The 17,938-nt window shown below is 34.4% G+C and carries 16 protein-coding genes; 1 reads left to right on the plus strand and 15 read right to left on the minus strand.

Annotation, left to right across the window (positions count from 1 at the left end; all coding sequences use genetic code 11):
* Positions 1-11 precede the first annotated feature (11 nt).
* From Q4Q34_RS10690 to Q4Q34_RS10755, 15 genes are all read right to left on the minus strand, one after another.
* Entirely contained in the window at positions 12-857 is an 846-nt protein-coding gene (locus Q4Q34_RS10690) for a helix-turn-helix domain-containing protein (protein ID WP_303318292.1), read from the minus strand.
* Positions 858-937: 80 nt separating this feature from the next.
* Positions 938-1,138: an Arm DNA-binding domain-containing protein gene (locus Q4Q34_RS19640; RefSeq protein ID WP_303318291.1), complete on the minus strand. Its 201-nt coding sequence runs from the start codon at positions 1,136-1,138 to the stop codon at positions 938-940.
* A 369-nt stretch (positions 1,139-1,507) separates the two neighbouring features.
* Entirely contained in the window at positions 1,508-2,095 is a 588-nt protein-coding gene (locus tag Q4Q34_RS10695) for a carboxymuconolactone decarboxylase family protein (RefSeq protein ID WP_303318290.1), read from the minus strand.
* Positions 2,096-2,271: 176 nt separating this feature from the next.
* Positions 2,272-4,863 carry a TonB-dependent receptor gene (locus Q4Q34_RS10700; RefSeq protein ID WP_303318289.1) on the minus strand — a complete coding sequence of 864 codons (2,592 nt, stop codon included), beginning with the start codon at positions 4,861-4,863 and terminating at the stop codon, positions 2,272-2,274.
* 39 nt (positions 4,864-4,902) lie between these two features.
* Positions 4,903-5,919 carry a phenylacetaldoxime dehydratase family protein gene (locus Q4Q34_RS10705; protein WP_303318288.1) on the minus strand — a complete coding sequence of 339 codons (1,017 nt, stop codon included), beginning with the start codon at positions 5,917-5,919 and terminating at the stop codon, positions 4,903-4,905.
* The gene (locus Q4Q34_RS10710) at positions 5,916-6,935 is read right to left on the minus strand and encodes a carbon-nitrogen hydrolase family protein (protein WP_303318287.1); all 1,020 of its coding nucleotides are present in this window, start codon (positions 6,933-6,935) and stop codon (positions 5,916-5,918) included. The genes Q4Q34_RS10705 and Q4Q34_RS10710 overlap by 4 nt, the downstream gene beginning before the upstream one ends.
* 159 nt (positions 6,936-7,094) lie before the next feature.
* Entirely contained in the window at positions 7,095-8,087 is a 993-nt protein-coding gene (locus Q4Q34_RS10715; protein ID WP_303318286.1) for an AraC-like ligand-binding domain-containing protein, read from the minus strand.
* 25 nt (positions 8,088-8,112) lie between these two features.
* Positions 8,113-9,189, minus strand: coding sequence for a hypothetical protein (locus Q4Q34_RS10720; RefSeq protein WP_303318285.1), 1,077 nt, complete (start codon positions 9,187-9,189; stop codon positions 8,113-8,115).
* A gap of 10 nt (positions 9,190-9,199) precedes the next feature.
* Positions 9,200-11,083 carry an FAD-dependent monooxygenase gene (locus Q4Q34_RS10725; protein WP_303318284.1) on the minus strand — a complete coding sequence of 628 codons (1,884 nt, stop codon included), beginning with the start codon at positions 11,081-11,083 and terminating at the stop codon, positions 9,200-9,202.
* A gap of 44 nt (positions 11,084-11,127) precedes the next feature.
* On the minus strand, positions 11,128-12,078 hold the full coding sequence (locus tag Q4Q34_RS10730) for an MBL fold metallo-hydrolase (protein WP_303318283.1): 951 nt from the start codon (positions 12,076-12,078) through the stop codon (positions 11,128-11,130).
* 72 nt (positions 12,079-12,150) lie between these two features.
* Positions 12,151-12,804 carry a 3-oxoacid CoA-transferase subunit B gene (locus Q4Q34_RS10735; RefSeq protein WP_303318282.1) on the minus strand — a complete coding sequence of 218 codons (654 nt, stop codon included), beginning with the start codon at positions 12,802-12,804 and terminating at the stop codon, positions 12,151-12,153.
* Between the two features lie 121 nt (positions 12,805-12,925).
* Entirely contained in the window at positions 12,926-13,627 is a 702-nt protein-coding gene (locus tag Q4Q34_RS10740; RefSeq protein WP_303318432.1) for a CoA transferase subunit A, read from the minus strand.
* A gap of 93 nt (positions 13,628-13,720) precedes the next feature.
* Positions 13,721-14,614 (minus strand): flavin reductase family protein, encoded by an 894-nt coding sequence (locus Q4Q34_RS10745; RefSeq protein ID WP_303318281.1) that lies wholly within the window; start codon positions 14,612-14,614, stop codon positions 13,721-13,723.
* 2 nt (positions 14,615-14,616) lie between these two features.
* A complete protein-coding gene (fahA, locus tag Q4Q34_RS10750) occupies positions 14,617-15,873 on the minus strand; it encodes a fumarylacetoacetase (RefSeq protein WP_303318280.1) in 1,257 nt (418 codons plus the stop codon).
* Between the two features lie 9 nt (positions 15,874-15,882).
* Positions 15,883-17,040, minus strand: a complete 1,158-nt coding sequence (locus Q4Q34_RS10755) for a homogentisate 1,2-dioxygenase (protein ID WP_303318279.1) — start codon at positions 17,038-17,040, stop codon at positions 15,883-15,885.
* Between the two features lie 150 nt (positions 17,041-17,190).
* Between Q4Q34_RS10755 and Q4Q34_RS10760 the strand changes: the two genes are divergently transcribed.
* A complete protein-coding gene (locus Q4Q34_RS10760; protein WP_303318278.1) occupies positions 17,191-17,769 on the plus strand; it encodes a TetR/AcrR family transcriptional regulator in 579 nt (192 codons plus the stop codon).
* Positions 17,770-17,938: the final 169 nt, after the last annotated feature.

The raw sequence follows: 17,938 nt of genomic DNA on the forward strand, positions 1-17,938 counted from the left end.
GACTTTATTCTTTAATAAGCAAAAGGTCTATTATCAATCCATGCTTCTTTTAAAAATTTGAAACGCTCTACATGAAATTTTGAAGGGCTCATACCACAGTATCTTTTAAAGTCTTTAGAAAAGTGTGCGAAATCATAATAATTAAATAATGCACTCAAAGTTTTGTAATTTTGCTCTCCTTCAGAACTCATTTCTGCAAATAAACAATTAAAACGAACAATTCTACTGTATATAGATGGTGATATCCCTACCATCTGCTTAAATTTTTTCTGAAAATATCGTTCACTTACATTTAATTTGTTGGTAATGTCTTTTATTAAACTGCACCCCTTTGTTTGTTGAATTAGTTCAACAGCTTCATCAATAATTGTGAGTTTTGGCTTCGCCATATTTAATTGATTCAATAATAAGTTCTCAACATAATTAATCCTGTCACGTGGAAGTTCTGTTGATAGATAAGATTGTTTGAAGGCATCAAATGAATCATCTAGAATCGTTTGTGTATCTACTGGGTTATTAACTAATTCCGTCATATTTAAACCAAAAAGATGATATAAGCCTGTTGGAGTAAATGCAGCTCCGGTAAGTTCTATAACTTCGTTGGCAGAGTACATAGTATATGTATCAGTTTGTTGCCCAATAGTATAAAATTGCTGTGGTTTTATTTCTTCGCCATCAATACTGCTTTCAAATTTTCCTTTAAATCTTCCTTTATATTGAAAAACCATAAAACATGTTCCACTTGGCAATGCCTTTTCTTCAATCCTAACTTTATAATTAGTCTTCTCCCATTTTATGGTATATAGAAATGCAACGTATGAGGCTAATTTTTCTGAAACATGGTAGGCAGTAAGCATTTATAAATATTAAGGATATTTTAGGTCAATTAAAATGGTTGGAATATATGATTAATTTTAGGAGTGAATTAATACTAAATCTAGATGAAAGTAAAGAAAGAATAGGTAGTAGATATCATTAAAAACTGTTCACCTTGAGAATCCCAATATTTTGGGTTAATTTCTTTACTTAAATAATAATAGCTGCGCTTTCTGTTTACGGTTAGTCTAATAGCAAGACGATATCTCTTGTTTTTATTTTTATCCATTTTGGAATGTAAAAGAGTTTTTAAAGTTGCCATAACAATTATCTTTTATGTAAAAATACAAAATTCGGGTAACACATTTTATGGTTTAAATTGATTTCATATGATATTGTAAAAAATATAAACTGCTGATAGTTAGTATTTTTATATAAATTCATTGTCGTTTGATTTCCTTAAAAAATAACTTAGGATCTAGTGCCGCGAGGTGTGAGAGTTCGAGTCTCTCCACCCGCATAAAAAATAAGATAAGACGTTTCTTCGAATGGAGGAACGTTTTTTATGTTAATAAGTTTGTTACTTCCCATACTATAACTGTATCAAAAGAGAAGTATGGGTTCTCGAACCTAATACCATGTTATAAAAAAGAAAAGGGGGCTGACTTACCTTGATAGCTTACATTGATTTTTAACCATGTTTTCCCGGGTTCCAACCTTTAGAACCAATTAATTCTTGAGCAACTTCTTTAGGATAATCTTCTAGATCTGTAGCCATAGTGTCATTCCAACGATTCAAATAACCAAAGAGCGCAAGTGAAGCAACAATTTCTACAATTTCACTCTCGCTAAAATGCTTTTTTAATTCATCAAAATCTTCTGTAGCAGCCATATTGGGAATTAAAGCACCTTTAAAAGCGACATTTAATGCAGCCCTTTCTGCTTCAGAAAATAAAGGAGATGTTTGAAATTCCCAAACAGATTCTATTTTTTCTTTAGAGGCCTTATAAATTCTGGAAAGATTTGCCATATGTGCCTGACAATAACGACAACCACTGGCTTGACTGGAAATAAGACTGATAAGCATTTTTAGTTCCTCTGAAACGGTGCCTTCATACAATATAACCTGATTTAATTGCATGAATGCTTTCGATATTTCTGGTCGTCGTTGCATGGTTAAAATACTATTAGGAATAAAACCTCTGGTTTTTTGGTAATGATCGAACTTGGGTTCTAATTCTGAATGCAAACTTTTTGAAAGTGGTTCTAGGTGTGCCATAATGTTATTTTTATTTTAATGAATACCTGATTCCTATTAGTGTGTTTATAAAAAACACTAAAAATTAGAGGTTCACAAATATTATTTATTAATCGGAATTAGGTTGAAAAGTTAGAAGTCTCATACCATTACAGTAATGAAACCTCTAACCCAATCAAACTACTTGAATAAATTATTTAAAAGAATTTATAACTTAATCCTAAATTAAATTCTGCTGGTCTTGCGTAAGTACCATAAATAATACCTACTCCTGGGTTATTATAACCTCCAACAAGATAAGTTTCGTCTGTAATGTTACTACCCCCTATAGTCACTTTCCAATCTCTATTAGGGCCTTCTAACGATAAAGATGTATTAAGTAACGTTAATCCTGGTTGTCTAAGAATTGCTGTGTTTTCTACATCATTATAAACTTCACTTTTATTAACCATATCTATATGGAACAACAATCTGGCTTTATCTTCTCCTAAAGGAAAAGTGATATCTGCTGCCACCGAACTGGAAAAATCAGGCGTATTTATAAAACTGAAATCTTCAGAAATCACTGCATTTGGATCTGTAATAGATTTATACGATGCATCAATATATCCAAAGTTTCCTGATAATAATATATTTTGGGAAGCACGCCATTGTGCATCTACTTCTACACCTTTAATTTCTGCTTGAGCAGCATTTTCAACAAAAGGAGTAATGCCTCTTTGAACTGTAATCTGTAAATCTTGATAATCGGTATAAAAAGCTGATATGTTAAATCGGAAAGTGTTATTTGCTAAATCCGTTTTCAATCCTACCTCATAGGTATTTGCTTTTTCGGGAGCAAATTCTGGTGCTTCAAGTACTGGTGTTGTTACTCTGGTTGTCCAACCACCAGATTTAAATCCTTGAGCAAAAAAGCCATAAGCAAATACACTTTCAGAAAATTTATACTCCGTACCTAATCTAAAGGTAGGCTCACTAAATGTTTGTTTGTTCACTCCTGGAGGATAGTATAATGTAAGATCTGATGTTGGAAAATCTTCAGGTGCTACTACACCAGTTTTTAATGCAAAACTGTTTAAATCTCGTTGTCTGCCATCTAATTCCTTTTCCTCATAGGTAAAACGCGCACCTCCCGTAACACTCCATTTGTCGGTTAATTTTAGTGTCGCTTGAGCAAATCCCGCGTAACTTTTGTTTTTAACAAAATTCTGTCCATAAATCTGTACTAAACCTCTACCTAAAACAACTTGATCGGTAACTGAACCGTCTTCATTAAAATAGTAAAGACCAGCGATCCATTTAAGCTTATCGTCATTTCCAACCAATTGGAATTCTTGAGTAAACTGTTTTTGTGGCATAATAAATCCGGCAGTTCCGAAATCTATAGGAGAAAAATCTTGATCTTCGGCAAATTGAGATTTTAAATTTCTATATGACGAAATGGATTTAAAATCTATGTTGTCGCTAAGTTCCCATTCTAATGTAAGTGCAGTTCCCCAGGTATCTATTTTTGTTCCTGCATCTGCAGTAGCATAATTGCTAAAAGGGTCATCTGTAATAAAACGCTCATCGTAAGGTGTCGCTCCTATCAATTCTAATCCAGGAGCGTTAGTAATAGCATTACATAATTCCGGAGGTAATAATCCAGCAGCACAGGCATTATATGCACCAACAATAGTAGGAGCACCGCCTACATCATTAAACATGGCTAAAATTTTACTCGCATTTTGATTTTCTCTTACACGTTCGTAATCGGCACTAAAAGTAGCTGTAAATTTATCTGAAGCTAACCACTTAAGTTTTGCTCTCCAGGTATCGTTGTTTTGATTTCCTTGATCTCCATCGTTATTTACATCTGAGAAAACACCTAAACGTGGGTTTGCAAGATCTGCATTTGCCGCTCCATTATAAGGGAGTCTTTCTACATGACCGTCTCTGTTAATTGAAGATACAGATACACTAGATAATAATTTGTCATCAATCAAAGGGATATCTACCGATACTTTGGTGTCTAATCTGTTATAACTACCAGTCGTTATTTGTCCATTAGCAGAAAACGTTCTGGAAGGATCCTTTGTTGTAATGTTTATAGCTCCGCCAATAGTATTTCTACCAAAAAGTGTACCTTGAGGACCTTTAAGCGCTTCAACTCTTGCAACGTCTAGTAAGTCGATAACAGAACCTACAGTACGTCCAAAATAAACACCGTCTACATATAATCCAACAGCAGGTTCGTAAGTAATAGCAAAATCTACTTGACCAATACCTCTAATATATGGCGATAAAATAGATTGACTACCACTAAAAGGTGCAGTAACATCTATTTCTACATTTGGAATATAATCACCAATTTGAGATACGTTACTAATACCTTTTGTTTCTAAAGCTTTTGCTGAAAAAGCAGCAACCGAAATAGGCACTTCTTGTACATTTTCTGATTGTTTTCTTGATGTTACGACAACAGTTTCTAAACCGTAACCGCCTTCTTCAAGAATAACGTTAATGACGGTTTGACCAGCAACTGAAACGTCTTTGGTTTTATATCCAATAAATGAAAATACTAATATGTCATCGCTATTTAAAGTAATAGAATATTTTCCATTAAAATCTGTTGTAGCTCCATTAGATTGATTTTTCACAATGATGTTTACACCTGGTAAAGGGCTATTGTTAGCATCTGTAACAATTCCATTAACTGTTATTTCTTGTGCAAAAGCAGATAGCGAAAAAAACATAAGAAGACACGCTATACAGACTTTAAGTTGGTGTTGAATTACATACTTTTTCATTGTTTTGAGTTTTAAGATTAGTTATATTTAGTTGAGTATTTATCTAAACCAAGGAAGAAGCCCTGACTTTGGATGGCAGTTTATATATTCAAATACTTGACCTTCGGGTAAAACCGATACTTCATGCCATAGTTTTATATCTATTTGTCCTCCTAAGGATTGTACCATGTTTAAAAAACTATTAAATATGGCTAAATGCGTAGGGTGTGTTCTAGACCATGTTTCTAAATGTTCCAGTGTTAAGAAATAGGCAAAACCAAATGTTTTCTTTGTTTTTTCACCTGATATAGTAAGCTCATCAGAAAACCTGGAACTACAGCATCCTGTTTCTTCTGGATGGGTTGAAATAAAATCCATACCTTTTATTAGATTGGGATATACTTCAGCTTGATAATACGCTTTTTCATGATCTTTACTTTCGGTTAAATTTTGAGCAGATCTAATAATAGCAAGGTTTTTAGGTGTTTTTAGATGCACTCGTTTTCCTAAAGTTTCAATATGTGATTGCTGTGTTAAGTTTTCTGTATTTCCTTCTAGTAAATTAACCTCAGAAATTTCTAAACGATCTCGCATACCACCCCAATAATTATGCTCTTTAATAGGACCTTTAAAATCGTTAAACATCGTTGCAGCTCCCGCTTTATCTTCCGATGAGAAAAGGGTTTCAAAGCGTTCCAAAGGAATAATCATAGGTTCTGCCCAATAGCCAAAATCGTCATTTACGCGGTCGTCAGAATTCCACCAATTAGTAAACAAATGAGCTGCTCTCCATGCGTCATAACTTGCTTTAGAATTCCAATAAGAAATATAAAAACCGTTTCTATAATTTTCATTATCGATAACATGACCTCTTTCTGTATGAATTGGTGCATGGTCAGCTTTTAGTAAGCTTGAATACCAATTATGAAATTCATTAGGTGTTTTATTAGAATCGTTTTGGATTTGATACCCAAAATAGCCAATAACAATTTCGGTACAGCCTGATTCTATTTTAGCACTCCAGGCAGGAACCGGTGGTTCCCAGCCTTTAGGCATGTTTTTTTTATATTTTCTCATGATTGCTCGGTTATTTCTTCTTTTAAAACCTCCTCAGTCTTTGCTTCTTTTCCTGCATTGTATGCTTCTCTTAATACTACTGGTCGTTGAGGTTTTGGATTGAAAAGTAGCTGGGTAACATCTGGTCTTGCATAATGACCTGCAGGGTCTGCAGCTGCTTTGGCTACTGCTATGGCTCCTAAGTCTATATCGGCATATAAAATACCTTCTTGATCATGCGGAATAGGTTCTGCCAATTCAGATCCATCTGGTCCATATATTCTGGCGTAACCACCACCTAATGGCAGGAAGTCCTTTTTCAGATCAGTATCGCATAGCATATCATGAATTTCCTGAGTTATTAAAGGTGTTGGTGCAACAACATAACACGACCCTTCTACGGCATAAATTCGACTTGCGGCTGTGTTTACTTGATAGCCTAAGGCAAAAGCCTTTCCTTCATATAAAGAAAATCCGGGCCATGCAGCAAAGTGTACTTGTTCATTTTGTGAGTACATGGCATATTTACTCAACGGTTGTAAATGTTCCCAACACGCTAAAGCTCCTAGTTTTCCTATTCTGGTATCATGGACTTTAAGATCGCTGCCGTCACCATTACCAAATACAGTACGTTCCACATGTGTAGGTTTTAATTTTCGTCTTGCAGATATGGTTTCTCCTTCATCGTCAATAAGTAGTTGTGCAATATATAATGATCCGCCATCGCGTTCACTAAAGCCCATACCTACATAAATATTATTTCGTCTTGCAGCTTCACAGAGTCGCATGTGTTGTTCGCTCCCAATTTCCATTGAGTTTTCAAAATAGGGCTGTACATGTTGCATGCCCATAGCAGGTGCATCAAGCCATATCCACCAAGGATACCCTGGTAACCAACATTCTCCGAAAGTGACAAGTTTTGCTCCATTATTTGAGGCTTCTTCAATTAATTTTATTGCTTTATCGATTGAGGCATTTAAGTTTAAAAAAACTGGTGCAGCTTGTACAGCGGCAACTTTGTAGCTTGAATTTTCCATAATAAATTGACTTTTTTTGTTTAACTGGTATCAAGTAACAACTAATAAATGCGGATGAATTGTTCAATAGTGCACAAAGTGTTGTCAATTAGTGCAATACAAAAAAAAGGCTCCTTAAAAGGAGCTTTGCATGTATATTTTTATGGAATGGTTGGTCGATTAAGAAATAAGTTGAATCCTGTTTAGTTTTAAGGATTGTCCACAGATTGTTCTATATTCTCCTGGTGGAATACCAAATTTCTGTTTAAAACATTTTGTAAAGTTACTAATGTTATTGAATCCATTTTTATAACCTATCTCAGAAATACTTAGTTTTGATAAGCCTAAGTTTTCAATATCTTTTTTACATTTCTCTAATCTAGAATTACGGATGTAATTATTTATAGTACAATTTTCGTCATTAAAAAGTTTATGTAATTGTCGCTTAGAGCATTTAAATGTGCGGGCAATTTGCTGAATGGATAATTGCGGATTAGTAATTTGCTCTTCAACAAAAGATTTAATGCCCAACAACATGGTTTCTTTAGAGGGCGATGCATTTTTTTGCGAAGTGAACTTTAAATTTAAATAATCGTTTAACAGTTGAAGTAAATTATTAGCTAAATACTTTCTGGTAAATACATCAACTACTTTTAATTCAAGACTCAAACTATAAATAAAGTTTTTTAAAATTTTCCCTAAACCTGAATCATCTAATAATTGTGCCGTATTTGCAGTCACGTATGATGTTCCGTAAGTTAATAAACGGCGAGGAATTTTTAAAACCAACTGTTCAAATGCGCCTTTAAAATTTAATTCGTAAGGTCTGGTACTATCTGTAAAACTCCAATCATTTGGTTTAAGAACAACGGTTCTGCCATCTTGTTTTAGAATAGATTGTCCGCTTAATTGAAAATTAATTAAAAAATAATCTTCTGAAGATTTAGCAATAAGGCTTTTACTTCTTCTAACACCGCTTCCTTGAGATGTTATTTTGCAAACATGAATGGTATCTAATTGATGGCCTACAAGCGACCCGAAAAAAGAGGATTGTCCACCATTATGAAAAACATCCAATTCAATGAGGGTTTGGCATACATAATCATTCCAATAAGATAAAGCATCTTTAGGAGCTACTTTTTGAGTACTTATGTAATAGTCAGCTGCTTGCATGAGTTTTAGAGATTTATAAATATAATCATTTTTTTAATCTTTTCTTAATTGGCCAAAAGCTAAAGAAACCTGTAAGGACTAGAATTAATGGAAAAGAAATCCCTAACATAATATCTGCAATCCATAAATCTAACCGGTAGCTCCCTGTTTTTCCTGCTGCTAAATCTTCGCCCGTGATGTATGGCGATAAGTTATAGTATATAGCATACATAAGTAATCCCATGGAAGTAGCAACAATTATTTTATATAATCCTTTAAGGGGCTGTGAGGTTTTTTCAAAAAGTAAAAATTGCGTCATGTTATTTACTAAAAACACACCAAAAACCATACATATAGGCACTAAAACCATATATACCATGATGTCCATTTTAATAACTTCTACAAAAAATGATTGAAAAGCAAAAGTAATAACGAGTACCAGCAGGGTATTTATTATGGTTTTAACAGGTTGTTTTCCACCTGTCCATCTATCTAAAATCCAGCTATCAAATAATGCCAGATATAATATAATTGGGCAGCAGCTAATTATAAAGACTATGGCATTTACAAAATTAAAAGCACCTTTTGGGTCTAAAATGTCAAGATACCACGGTGCTAAACCAGCAACGCTTTCATAATTAAAAAACAACACCCAAATTAAATAGGCTAGGGTATAAGCAAGTATTAAAGTTAAAATACCAACACCGACGATGTTCTTTACTCTTCCTATAAATGGCCAAAAGTTTACAACTACAGCTAACCAAATCGTAGTAATAATAACAATAATCATGTAATGTGATAACTGTGGAGAAAGTATCCAATTCCCTTTTGCAAGAGTTAGTATGGTTAAACTGCCAATTACTAATCCGGAAAGTGCCGAGATTAACGTAAGTATGATACCTTTATAAGGCTGAGGTTTTTGATCTAAACCTTTAATAAACGGAAGGTTATTTTGCCATAAAATACCAATTATTATTTGTGTAGGAGTAGCAGCCATAAAGAAAAAAACGATCCATTGGTAATTCATGGCATTAGGTATTGCTGCTATGGAAAACGCCATGGCCATAACAAGTAGTAAGGCTAAAATACCATGTGTTAGAATTTGTTTTATTGAAGGTACCATAGTCTTAATTTTAAGATTTTATTAATACATTATGTGCTTTAATAGCTTTAGCCGAATTTATAAGGTCATTCCATTCATTAATATCTTCGGTTTTGTCCATGAGTAGCAAAATTAATTTGGCATTTAACTTATGACTTTCTTCTTCTGTTAACCCTTCATGTGATTCTATTAAGGCTTTGTACATGTCATCTTTTAGGTGTTGTGGATTCATATCTTTTATATTAGATTTTGAATGGTCTTCAGAATTATTTGTAGCTTTTAAAATGGCATTTTTTATGCGTTTGTTGTCTAACACCTTTCCTCTTGAAGCTATGTAATGGTCTGGTCTTAACAAATACCAACTCCCTTTTTGTGCATCGTATCTGTTTTTAAAATAATTATTATTATCAACTAAACCGTTATGATTTTGTGCATCCGAAATAACAATTACTTTTACGTTAAACATATCTGTTAAATCTGTAATGCCTTCGGGCTTTTCTCCGTATACTATTAAAGTAAAATCATGCCCTAGTTCGTCAATAAGGTATGTTGTTTTATCATGTTTTTTTAGTTCAACATCATTAAACGAATATCCGGGTTGTAGGCTGGCTTGCCAATCATCAGAAGGATTGTCTGTAGATGTTAACGAAGAATCTAAATATTTAAAGGCATTTGAAAGTCTACCACTATTTACTAATTTTTGAGCAAACACATGGTCTTTTGCTAAATCTAGGGTTTGGTTTCTAAATATCGTACTTATTTTAGATTTAGGCGATATAAAATCGGTAGCATTAGAAGAGTGATATATATTTTCGTCTGCTGCTGGACTTCGTTCTTCCTGATAGGTATCGAGGAGCGATTTTGGAGCTAATCCTTTTATGACATAGGCCAATTTCCAAGATAAATTATCAGAATCCTGAACACCGCCATTAGCACCCCGAGCCCCAAATGGAGATACTTGATGTGCACTATCTCCGGCAAAAATAACTCTATCGTGAATCAAGTTATCCATACGCATGCATCTAAAATTATAAATACTGGTCCATTCTAATTCAAACTTGCAGTCGTCTCCTAGCATTTTGCGTAAACGCTCTTTAATACGTTCTTGGTCTAATTCTTTAGTCTTGTCAATACCATCTCTGCCTAATTGTAAATCGATACGCCATACACCATCTGGTTCTTTGTGTAATAATGCTGAATACCCTTTATTAAATGGCGGATCGAACCAAAACCAACGTTCTGTTGGAAAATCATTTTCCATAGTAATGTCTGCAATAAGGAAATTTTCCTCAAATAATTCTCCTTTAAAAGGAAGATTCATAGCATTTCGGGTAGGGCTATGCACGCCGTCGCAAGCCAATAGATACTCAGATTCTATAGTGTAGTTTCCTGTTTCGGTTTCAATTTTAAGAGTTACTTTGTCATCATCCTGAGCTATAAAATGGGCTTTACTTTGCCAGCGCAAATCAATTAAAGGGTTCTTATGTGCTTCATCGGCTAAGTATTCTTCAAAATAATATTGCTGTAGATTTATAAATGCAGGTATTTTATGTCCTTCCTCAGGTAGTAAGTTGAATTTATATACTTCTTCATTTTTATAAAATACTTTACCTAAGTTCCAGGTAATGCCTTTATTAATCATTCTAGATACAGCATCCGGGTTTATTCTATGCACTATTTCCAGGCATTTTTTTGAAAAACACAATGCCCTACTACCAATACTTACCGAGTTTTCCTTACTAAAAACAACGCTAGATATACCTCGGTTAGCTAAGTCTAATGCTGTCGTTAAACCAACTGGACCAGCACCAATAATAGCAACCTGGTGTTTTGTTGGCGTATTAGAATTCATATCTGAAACCTTTTTAAGAGGATAGATAGGATTCGTGTACGTTTTTGGTATAACCCATTTCATAATATTAGCAGTTTTAATGATTATAATTGTAGCTCATTCATGTATTATGAGTTTAACTCATTCCACATCTCTATGTCTCTTTCGTCAGTCCAAATTCTTGGATGAGAAATACCACTAGCTTCATCGTAAGCTCGTGTTACGTTAAAAGGCATGCAGTGTTCAAAAATCACCCATTTGCCAAAACGGGGTGTCATATTAGTCATTAAGGCGTCATAGCATTGTTTTAAAGTTTCGCCTCTGGTAACACTCAATAATGCTTCTTGATATAGCATGGTTACAAATTCTGAAGTCATTTGAATCGCTTCTTGACATTCTACTTCATTTTTTAATGCTTCACCACGCCCTGGAACTAATGCTTTTGGTTTAAAATCACTTAATTTTTGAAGTGTTAGTGGCCAGTTTTTAAGTTGTGCGTCACCACAATATGGTGTTGCTCCATACTCTACTAAATCGCCAGCGAACATCACTTTTTCATCTGGAACCCAAACGATACTATCACCTCGTGTATGCCCTTCGCCTACATGCATAATTTCTACTTTTTTATTACCAAGGTCTACAGTAAGTTTATCTTCAAAAATCATAGTAGGATGCGTAAGCCCAGGGATACTTTCATATCCTCTGAATAATCGTGGAAAGCGTTCAAATTCACTTTGCCAATCTTGAGCCCCACGCTCTTCAACCATTTCATTGGTTTTTTGAGACATGATAATTTCGTCTACACCATACTCGCTTGCTCCCAATACTCTTACTGCATGGTAATGTGTAAGTGCTAAATATTTTATAGGCTTATCTGTGACGCTACGTATTTTAGCAATAACGTCTTTTGCCATACGCGGTGTAGCCTGTGCTTCGACAACCATAACATAGTCATCTCCAATTATAACACCGCTATTAGGATCACCTTCAGCAGTGTATCCGTAACAGCCTTTTCCTAGTTCTACAAAAGAGATTTCTTTTTCTCCTAAATCAGCTTTTGATGCAAATTCTTTTGCCATGGTTTTAATTTTTTATGTTCAATTATTATATATTTATTTCTGATATCTTGAATGCTCGTGTTGTTTTTTGTACTACAAACACATTTCAAGTATTTCTCCTTCAATAATTAGATGGCCTTCTGTGGCCTCTTTTATAGTTTCTACTGAAACACCTGGTGCGCGTTCTAGTAGTTTAAATCCGTTTTTTGTTATTTCTAATACGGCTAGGTTGGTCACAATCTTTTTTACACATCCCACACCGGTTAATGGTAAAGAGCATCTTTTTAATAGTTTGGATTCACCTCGTTTGTTGGTATGCATCATGGCTACGATAATGTTCTCTGCACTAGCCACCAAATCCATAGCACCCCCCATACCTTTTACCATTTTTTTCGGAATCTTCCAATTGGCGATATCACCGTTTTCTGCGACTTCCATAGCGCCTAATATGGTAAGGTCTACATGTTGTCCTCGGATCATTGAAAAACTCATTGACGAATCAAAAAAGCTCGCTCCTGCTAATGTGGTGATGGTTTGTTTTCCTGCATTAATGACATCGGCATCTTCTTCCCCTTCAAATGGGAAAGGCCCCATACCTAATACCCCATTTTCACTTTGAAACTCTACTTCGATATCGTTTCGTACATAGTTGGCTACTAGAGTAGGAATACCTATCCCTAGATTAACATAATAGCCATCTTGTACTTCTTTTGCGATTCGTTTTGCTATGCCTGTTTTGTCTAACATCTGTTTTTCCTTTTTGTCATTCCTGCGAAGGCAGGAATCTTTCCAATTGAAACTTAATTTTTAAAAGTGGATTCCTGCCTTACTGAAACAAGTTCAGCACAAGTTGCAGGAATGAAACCCTTTATTGTCTTAGTCTTACGGTTCTCTGTTCAATACGTTTTTCATAAGTATCTCCTTGAAAAATACGTTGTACAAATATCCCTGGAATATGAATTTGGTTAGGGTCTAATGTGCCCAGTGGCACTAATTCTTCAACTTCAGCCACCGTTATTTTAGCTGCCCCACACATATTCGGGTTAAAGTTTCTGGCAGTTCCTTTAAATATTAGGTTTCCTGCTGCATCGCCTTTCCATGCTTTTACAAAAGCGAAATCGGCTTTAAAGGCATGTTCCAGTACATACATTTTACCATCAAACTCACGGGTTTCTTTGCCTTCAGCTACTTCGGTGCCATAGCCTGCCGGGGTGTACACTGCTGGAAATCCAGCTTGGGCAGCACGACAACGTTCTGCTAACGTGCCTTGTGGTATGAGTTCTACATCTAATTCTCCTGATAACATCTGGCGCTCAAACTCATCATTTTCTCCCACATAAGACGATACCATTTTTTTAATTTGTTTTTGCTGAAGTAATAACCCTAACCCAAAATTATCTACACCGGCATTGTTTGAGATACAAGTGAGTCCTGATACGCCTAATTTTACCAATTTTGCAATCGCATTTTCGGGAATACCGCTCAATCCGAAGCCGCCTAACATTAAGGTCATGCCATCTTTTACGCCTGATAAAGCTTCTGAAATGTTATTTACTTTTTTGTTAATCATTTTTAATGAGTTCATTTTTTTTAGATTAAATAAACCTTTCGACTGCGCTCAAGGAGACAACTGGTGTAGCATTTAATACAATATTTTATTCCATTAATTCATACAGAACAATACTTCTAGAGCTGTTTCTGTTTCATTATTATTTATAAAGCCCTGCGCGTATTTATGCAATTCGTTTTGCCTTACTGCGCTATCTTCAATTTGAAAAATACGTTGAATGTCTTCTGAATTTTTATGCTTTTCTATTTGAGATACAGTTGGTATGTGCTCTAAGTTTCCTAATCGCCCTAAGTTGTTCCCTGAAAGGATATTACTTTTAAATACATGTGCTGGCAAATTATCTACACCTATCCCTTTATTAAAAATGGGTTTTGGTATTTCGAATAAGGCATCGCCACTTGCTCTACAGTACCAACTTTCTCCCATACGAGCTACTAAGTCTAATTTTTGTGTGTCTAAGCTACCTTTACCATTCAAATATTGTTCTTGAATATGAATGCATTCTATTTTAGAGATCACCAAATTTCCTGCACCACCTTCTTGTCCTAATTCTATAACTTTTTGAACGGTACATTCAAAGGATACTGGTGATTCTACTACCCTTGGGGGTTTTACAATTTCTGATGGGATTTCTGTAAGACCTGCTTTTTTAAATTCGTTAACTCCTTTAGTATATTCGGTACTAGACAATGAGGTTTGCTCAACAATGCTATGGTTTACAATGTTTATAACCACTTCATTTACCACTTTTACATTTTCATAGGTGTGTTTAACCGTATTGTCTCTTCCACGTCTTGCTGGTGAAAAAATTAAAATAGGTGGATTGGCACTAAAAACATTGAAAAAACTAAACGGACTTAAATTTACATGACCATTAGCGTCAATTGTACTGGCTAAAGCAATAGGTCGAGGCGCAACTGCAGAAAGCAAAATTTGATGCAATTCTGAAGTTTTAATCGTTTTTGGATCTATCGTTTTAGTAGCCATTATTAATTGTTTTTTGCTGGTAATAGCTTTGTTCTTACTTCTCCAAACCCGACACGCATTGTTTCATTTTCACAATAACCACGCATAATAACTGTATCGTTATCATTAATGAATTTGCGTTCCGACCCATCGTTAAGTTTTATTGGTTTTTGTCCTGCCCAAGCTAATTCTAACATAGAGCCGTAACTATCTGGAGATTTTCCGCTTATTGTCCCTGATCCCATCATATCTCCAACAGTCAGATTACAGCCATTCATGGTATGATGTGCTAATTGTTGTGCCATATTCCAATACATATATTTAAAGTTGGAGTTGCTTATGGTGGTTTCCGCTTTGTTTTCGGGTTGTAAAGCCACTTCTAATTTAATATCGTAATTCTTTTTACCTGAATATTTTAAATAGGACAACACATCTGGTTCTTGTTCTGGTCCCTGAACTCTAAAAGGCTCTAGGGCTTCCATTGTTACTACCCAGGGAGAAATTGAAGAGGCAAAGTTTTTTGCTAAAAAGGGTCCTAATGGAATGTATTCCCATTTTTGTACATCTCTGGCCGACCAGTCGTTAAAAACAACTTTCCCAAAAATATAGTCTTCGGCAATATTTGTATTTAGGGTTTCACCTAAGTTGGTGCTTTTCCCTATAATGTATGCCATTTCCAATTCGAAATCTATGCGTTTCGATGTAGTGTAAATAGGTTTATCTTCTCCTATTGGAAGAATTTGTCCCATTGGTCTGTGTACATCTTCACCACTACTTATTATGGAAGATGCTCTACCATGATAGCCTACAGGAATATGTTTCCAGTTAGGTAACAAAGCGTTTTCCGGATCTCTAAACATTTTGCCAACATTGGTGGCATGTTCTATACTAGAATAAAAATCAGTGTAATCCCGTATAAAAACGGGAAGATGCATATTAGCATCGCTTTGTAAAACAAAGGCTTTTGTATTTCCTTTTAAAACAGAATTGTCGTTGATTAATTCTTTTTGAATGGTTAGCCTAACGTCGTTAGTTATTGTTTTTCCTAAATCAATAAACGGATTTAAAAATTCATTTTTAAAAACAACATCTTCTATACTTAAATGATCGAAAACCCCTAGATGATTGGCTACACTTAAATCTAAAATATACTCACCAATGGCTACACCTATACGTTTGGTATCATCTGAATTAGAAAAAATTCCAAACGGGATATTATGAATTGAAAAATCTGAATTTTCGGGTATAGTAACCCAACTTGAGCTATTTGTTATCATCATTTATATTATTTAATCTAACCAAGATGTATGATACGTTTCATCTGCTATTTTCATGGCTTCTTCTGTTACTTTTAAAGGTTTAAAAGTGTCTACCATGACGGCAAGTTCTTCTGTTTTTGTTTCTCCAATACTTCGTTCGGCTGCTCCTGGGTGTGGACCGTGAGGAATACCTGCTGGATGCAATGAAATATGTCCTGCATCAACATCATTTCTACTCATAAAATCACCATCAACATAATACAAAACTTCATCACTATCTATATTGCTGTGGTTATAAGGCGCAGGAATACTATCTGGGTGGTAATCGTATAATCTTGGTACAAAACTGCAGATTACAAAAGCATTGGTTTCAAAGGTTTGGTGTACTGGTGGCGGCTGATGAATTCTACCTGTTATAGGTTCGAAATCATGAATTGAAAAGGCATATGGATAATTAAATCCGTCATAACCTACCACATCAAAAGGATGTGTTGCGTAAACAACTTCAATAATATCATTCTGCTTTTTAATTTTCATTAGAAACTCGCCCTTTTCATCATGAGTTTCTAACTCTGATGGACGACGAATATCACGCTCGCAAAATGGTGAGTGTTCAAGTAATTGACCAAACCAGTTTCTATAACGTTTTGGCGTATAAACCGGACTATAAGATTCTACTATAAATAAGCGATTGTCTTCTGTATTGAAATCTATTTGATAAATCATACCTCTTGGGATTACTAAATAATCACCATAACTAAAGGTTAGATTTCCCATATGCGTACGCAATGTTCCTGTTCCTTTATGGATAAAAAGCACTTCATCTGCATCGGTATTTTTATAAAAATAATCTCGTAATGATTTTTTGGGTGCTGCCAGAATAATATTGCAATCATTATTAGTTAGTATAATCTTTCTACTATCTAAATAGTCACCCTCTGCAGGAACATCGAAACCTGTAAATTTATAAGACTTTAAATTATTTGCCTTAGCAACTTTAGGTGCTATACTATATTGCTTTACTATTTTTTTAACCTGAGTTGGTCTGTGCTCGTGATATAAGTTTGATGACATGCCGTCAAAACCTATGGTTCCAAATAATTGTTCGTAATATAAATCACCATTTGGCTTTCTAAAAATGGTGTGTCTCTTCTTTGGAATGTCTCCTAATTTATGATAAAAAGGCATGATTATAAATTTTTGTTGATACAAACATAAACAATTGTTGATTAAAATACAACATTTTTTTATTTAAAGTGATTTTATTGTTATCTTGCACCACATAATTATATGGTAATATTAATGCGGTAAGTATTACTGAACATAGAAAAATCTACAATGAAAACTATTTCTAAAAAAGAAGAATTTTTACAAGAATCATTAAAATTAATTCATGAAAAAGGCTTTAAAGCCACTACTATGAGGGATATAGCAGAGCGTTTAAATTTTGATGTATCAAATAGTTACAACTACATAAAATCTAAGCAAGAAATATTAGAAAGCTTTTTATTTAGAACGTCTAATGAATTTCATAATTCTATAGATAATGTGATAGCATCTAACTATGGAGTAGAAGATAAATTGAAATTATTAATCTCGTCTCATATACAAATTGCATCCCAAAAACCTTATGAAGTTGCATTATTAGTTAATGAATGGCGCAATTTAAAAGAGCCTAAGTATACCGAGTTTGTGACCTTACGAAGTGGTTATGAGAAAAAAGTAAGTGATTTAATAAAAGAAGGGATTAAATCAAAAATATTTAAAGATATGGATATTAAGATTGCTACTTCGGTGGTTTTGGCTTCGCTTCGCTGGTTTTACGATGAATATACAACCAAAGATGGGGTCTCTTTGAACCCAATCGAATTTGAACGCCAAATTGTTGGATATATACTAAGTGGGATAATGGTTTAGAAGCATCCGTATTGAACTTACCTTTATTTGATTGGAATTTCAGGAATATTTAAATAAAACAAAAGGCATATAAAAAATGTTGAAGAAAACGGTTTGAAAACCATGAAGTGCGTTCTGTTTTTTATAGAATGGCTTGGGTGAAACTAAAATAAGAGAAACAATTATAGTT

This window comes from Flavivirga abyssicola (assembly GCF_030540775.2).
In the GTDB taxonomy this organism is placed as follows: domain Bacteria; phylum Bacteroidota; class Bacteroidia; order Flavobacteriales; family Flavobacteriaceae; genus Flavivirga; species Flavivirga abyssicola.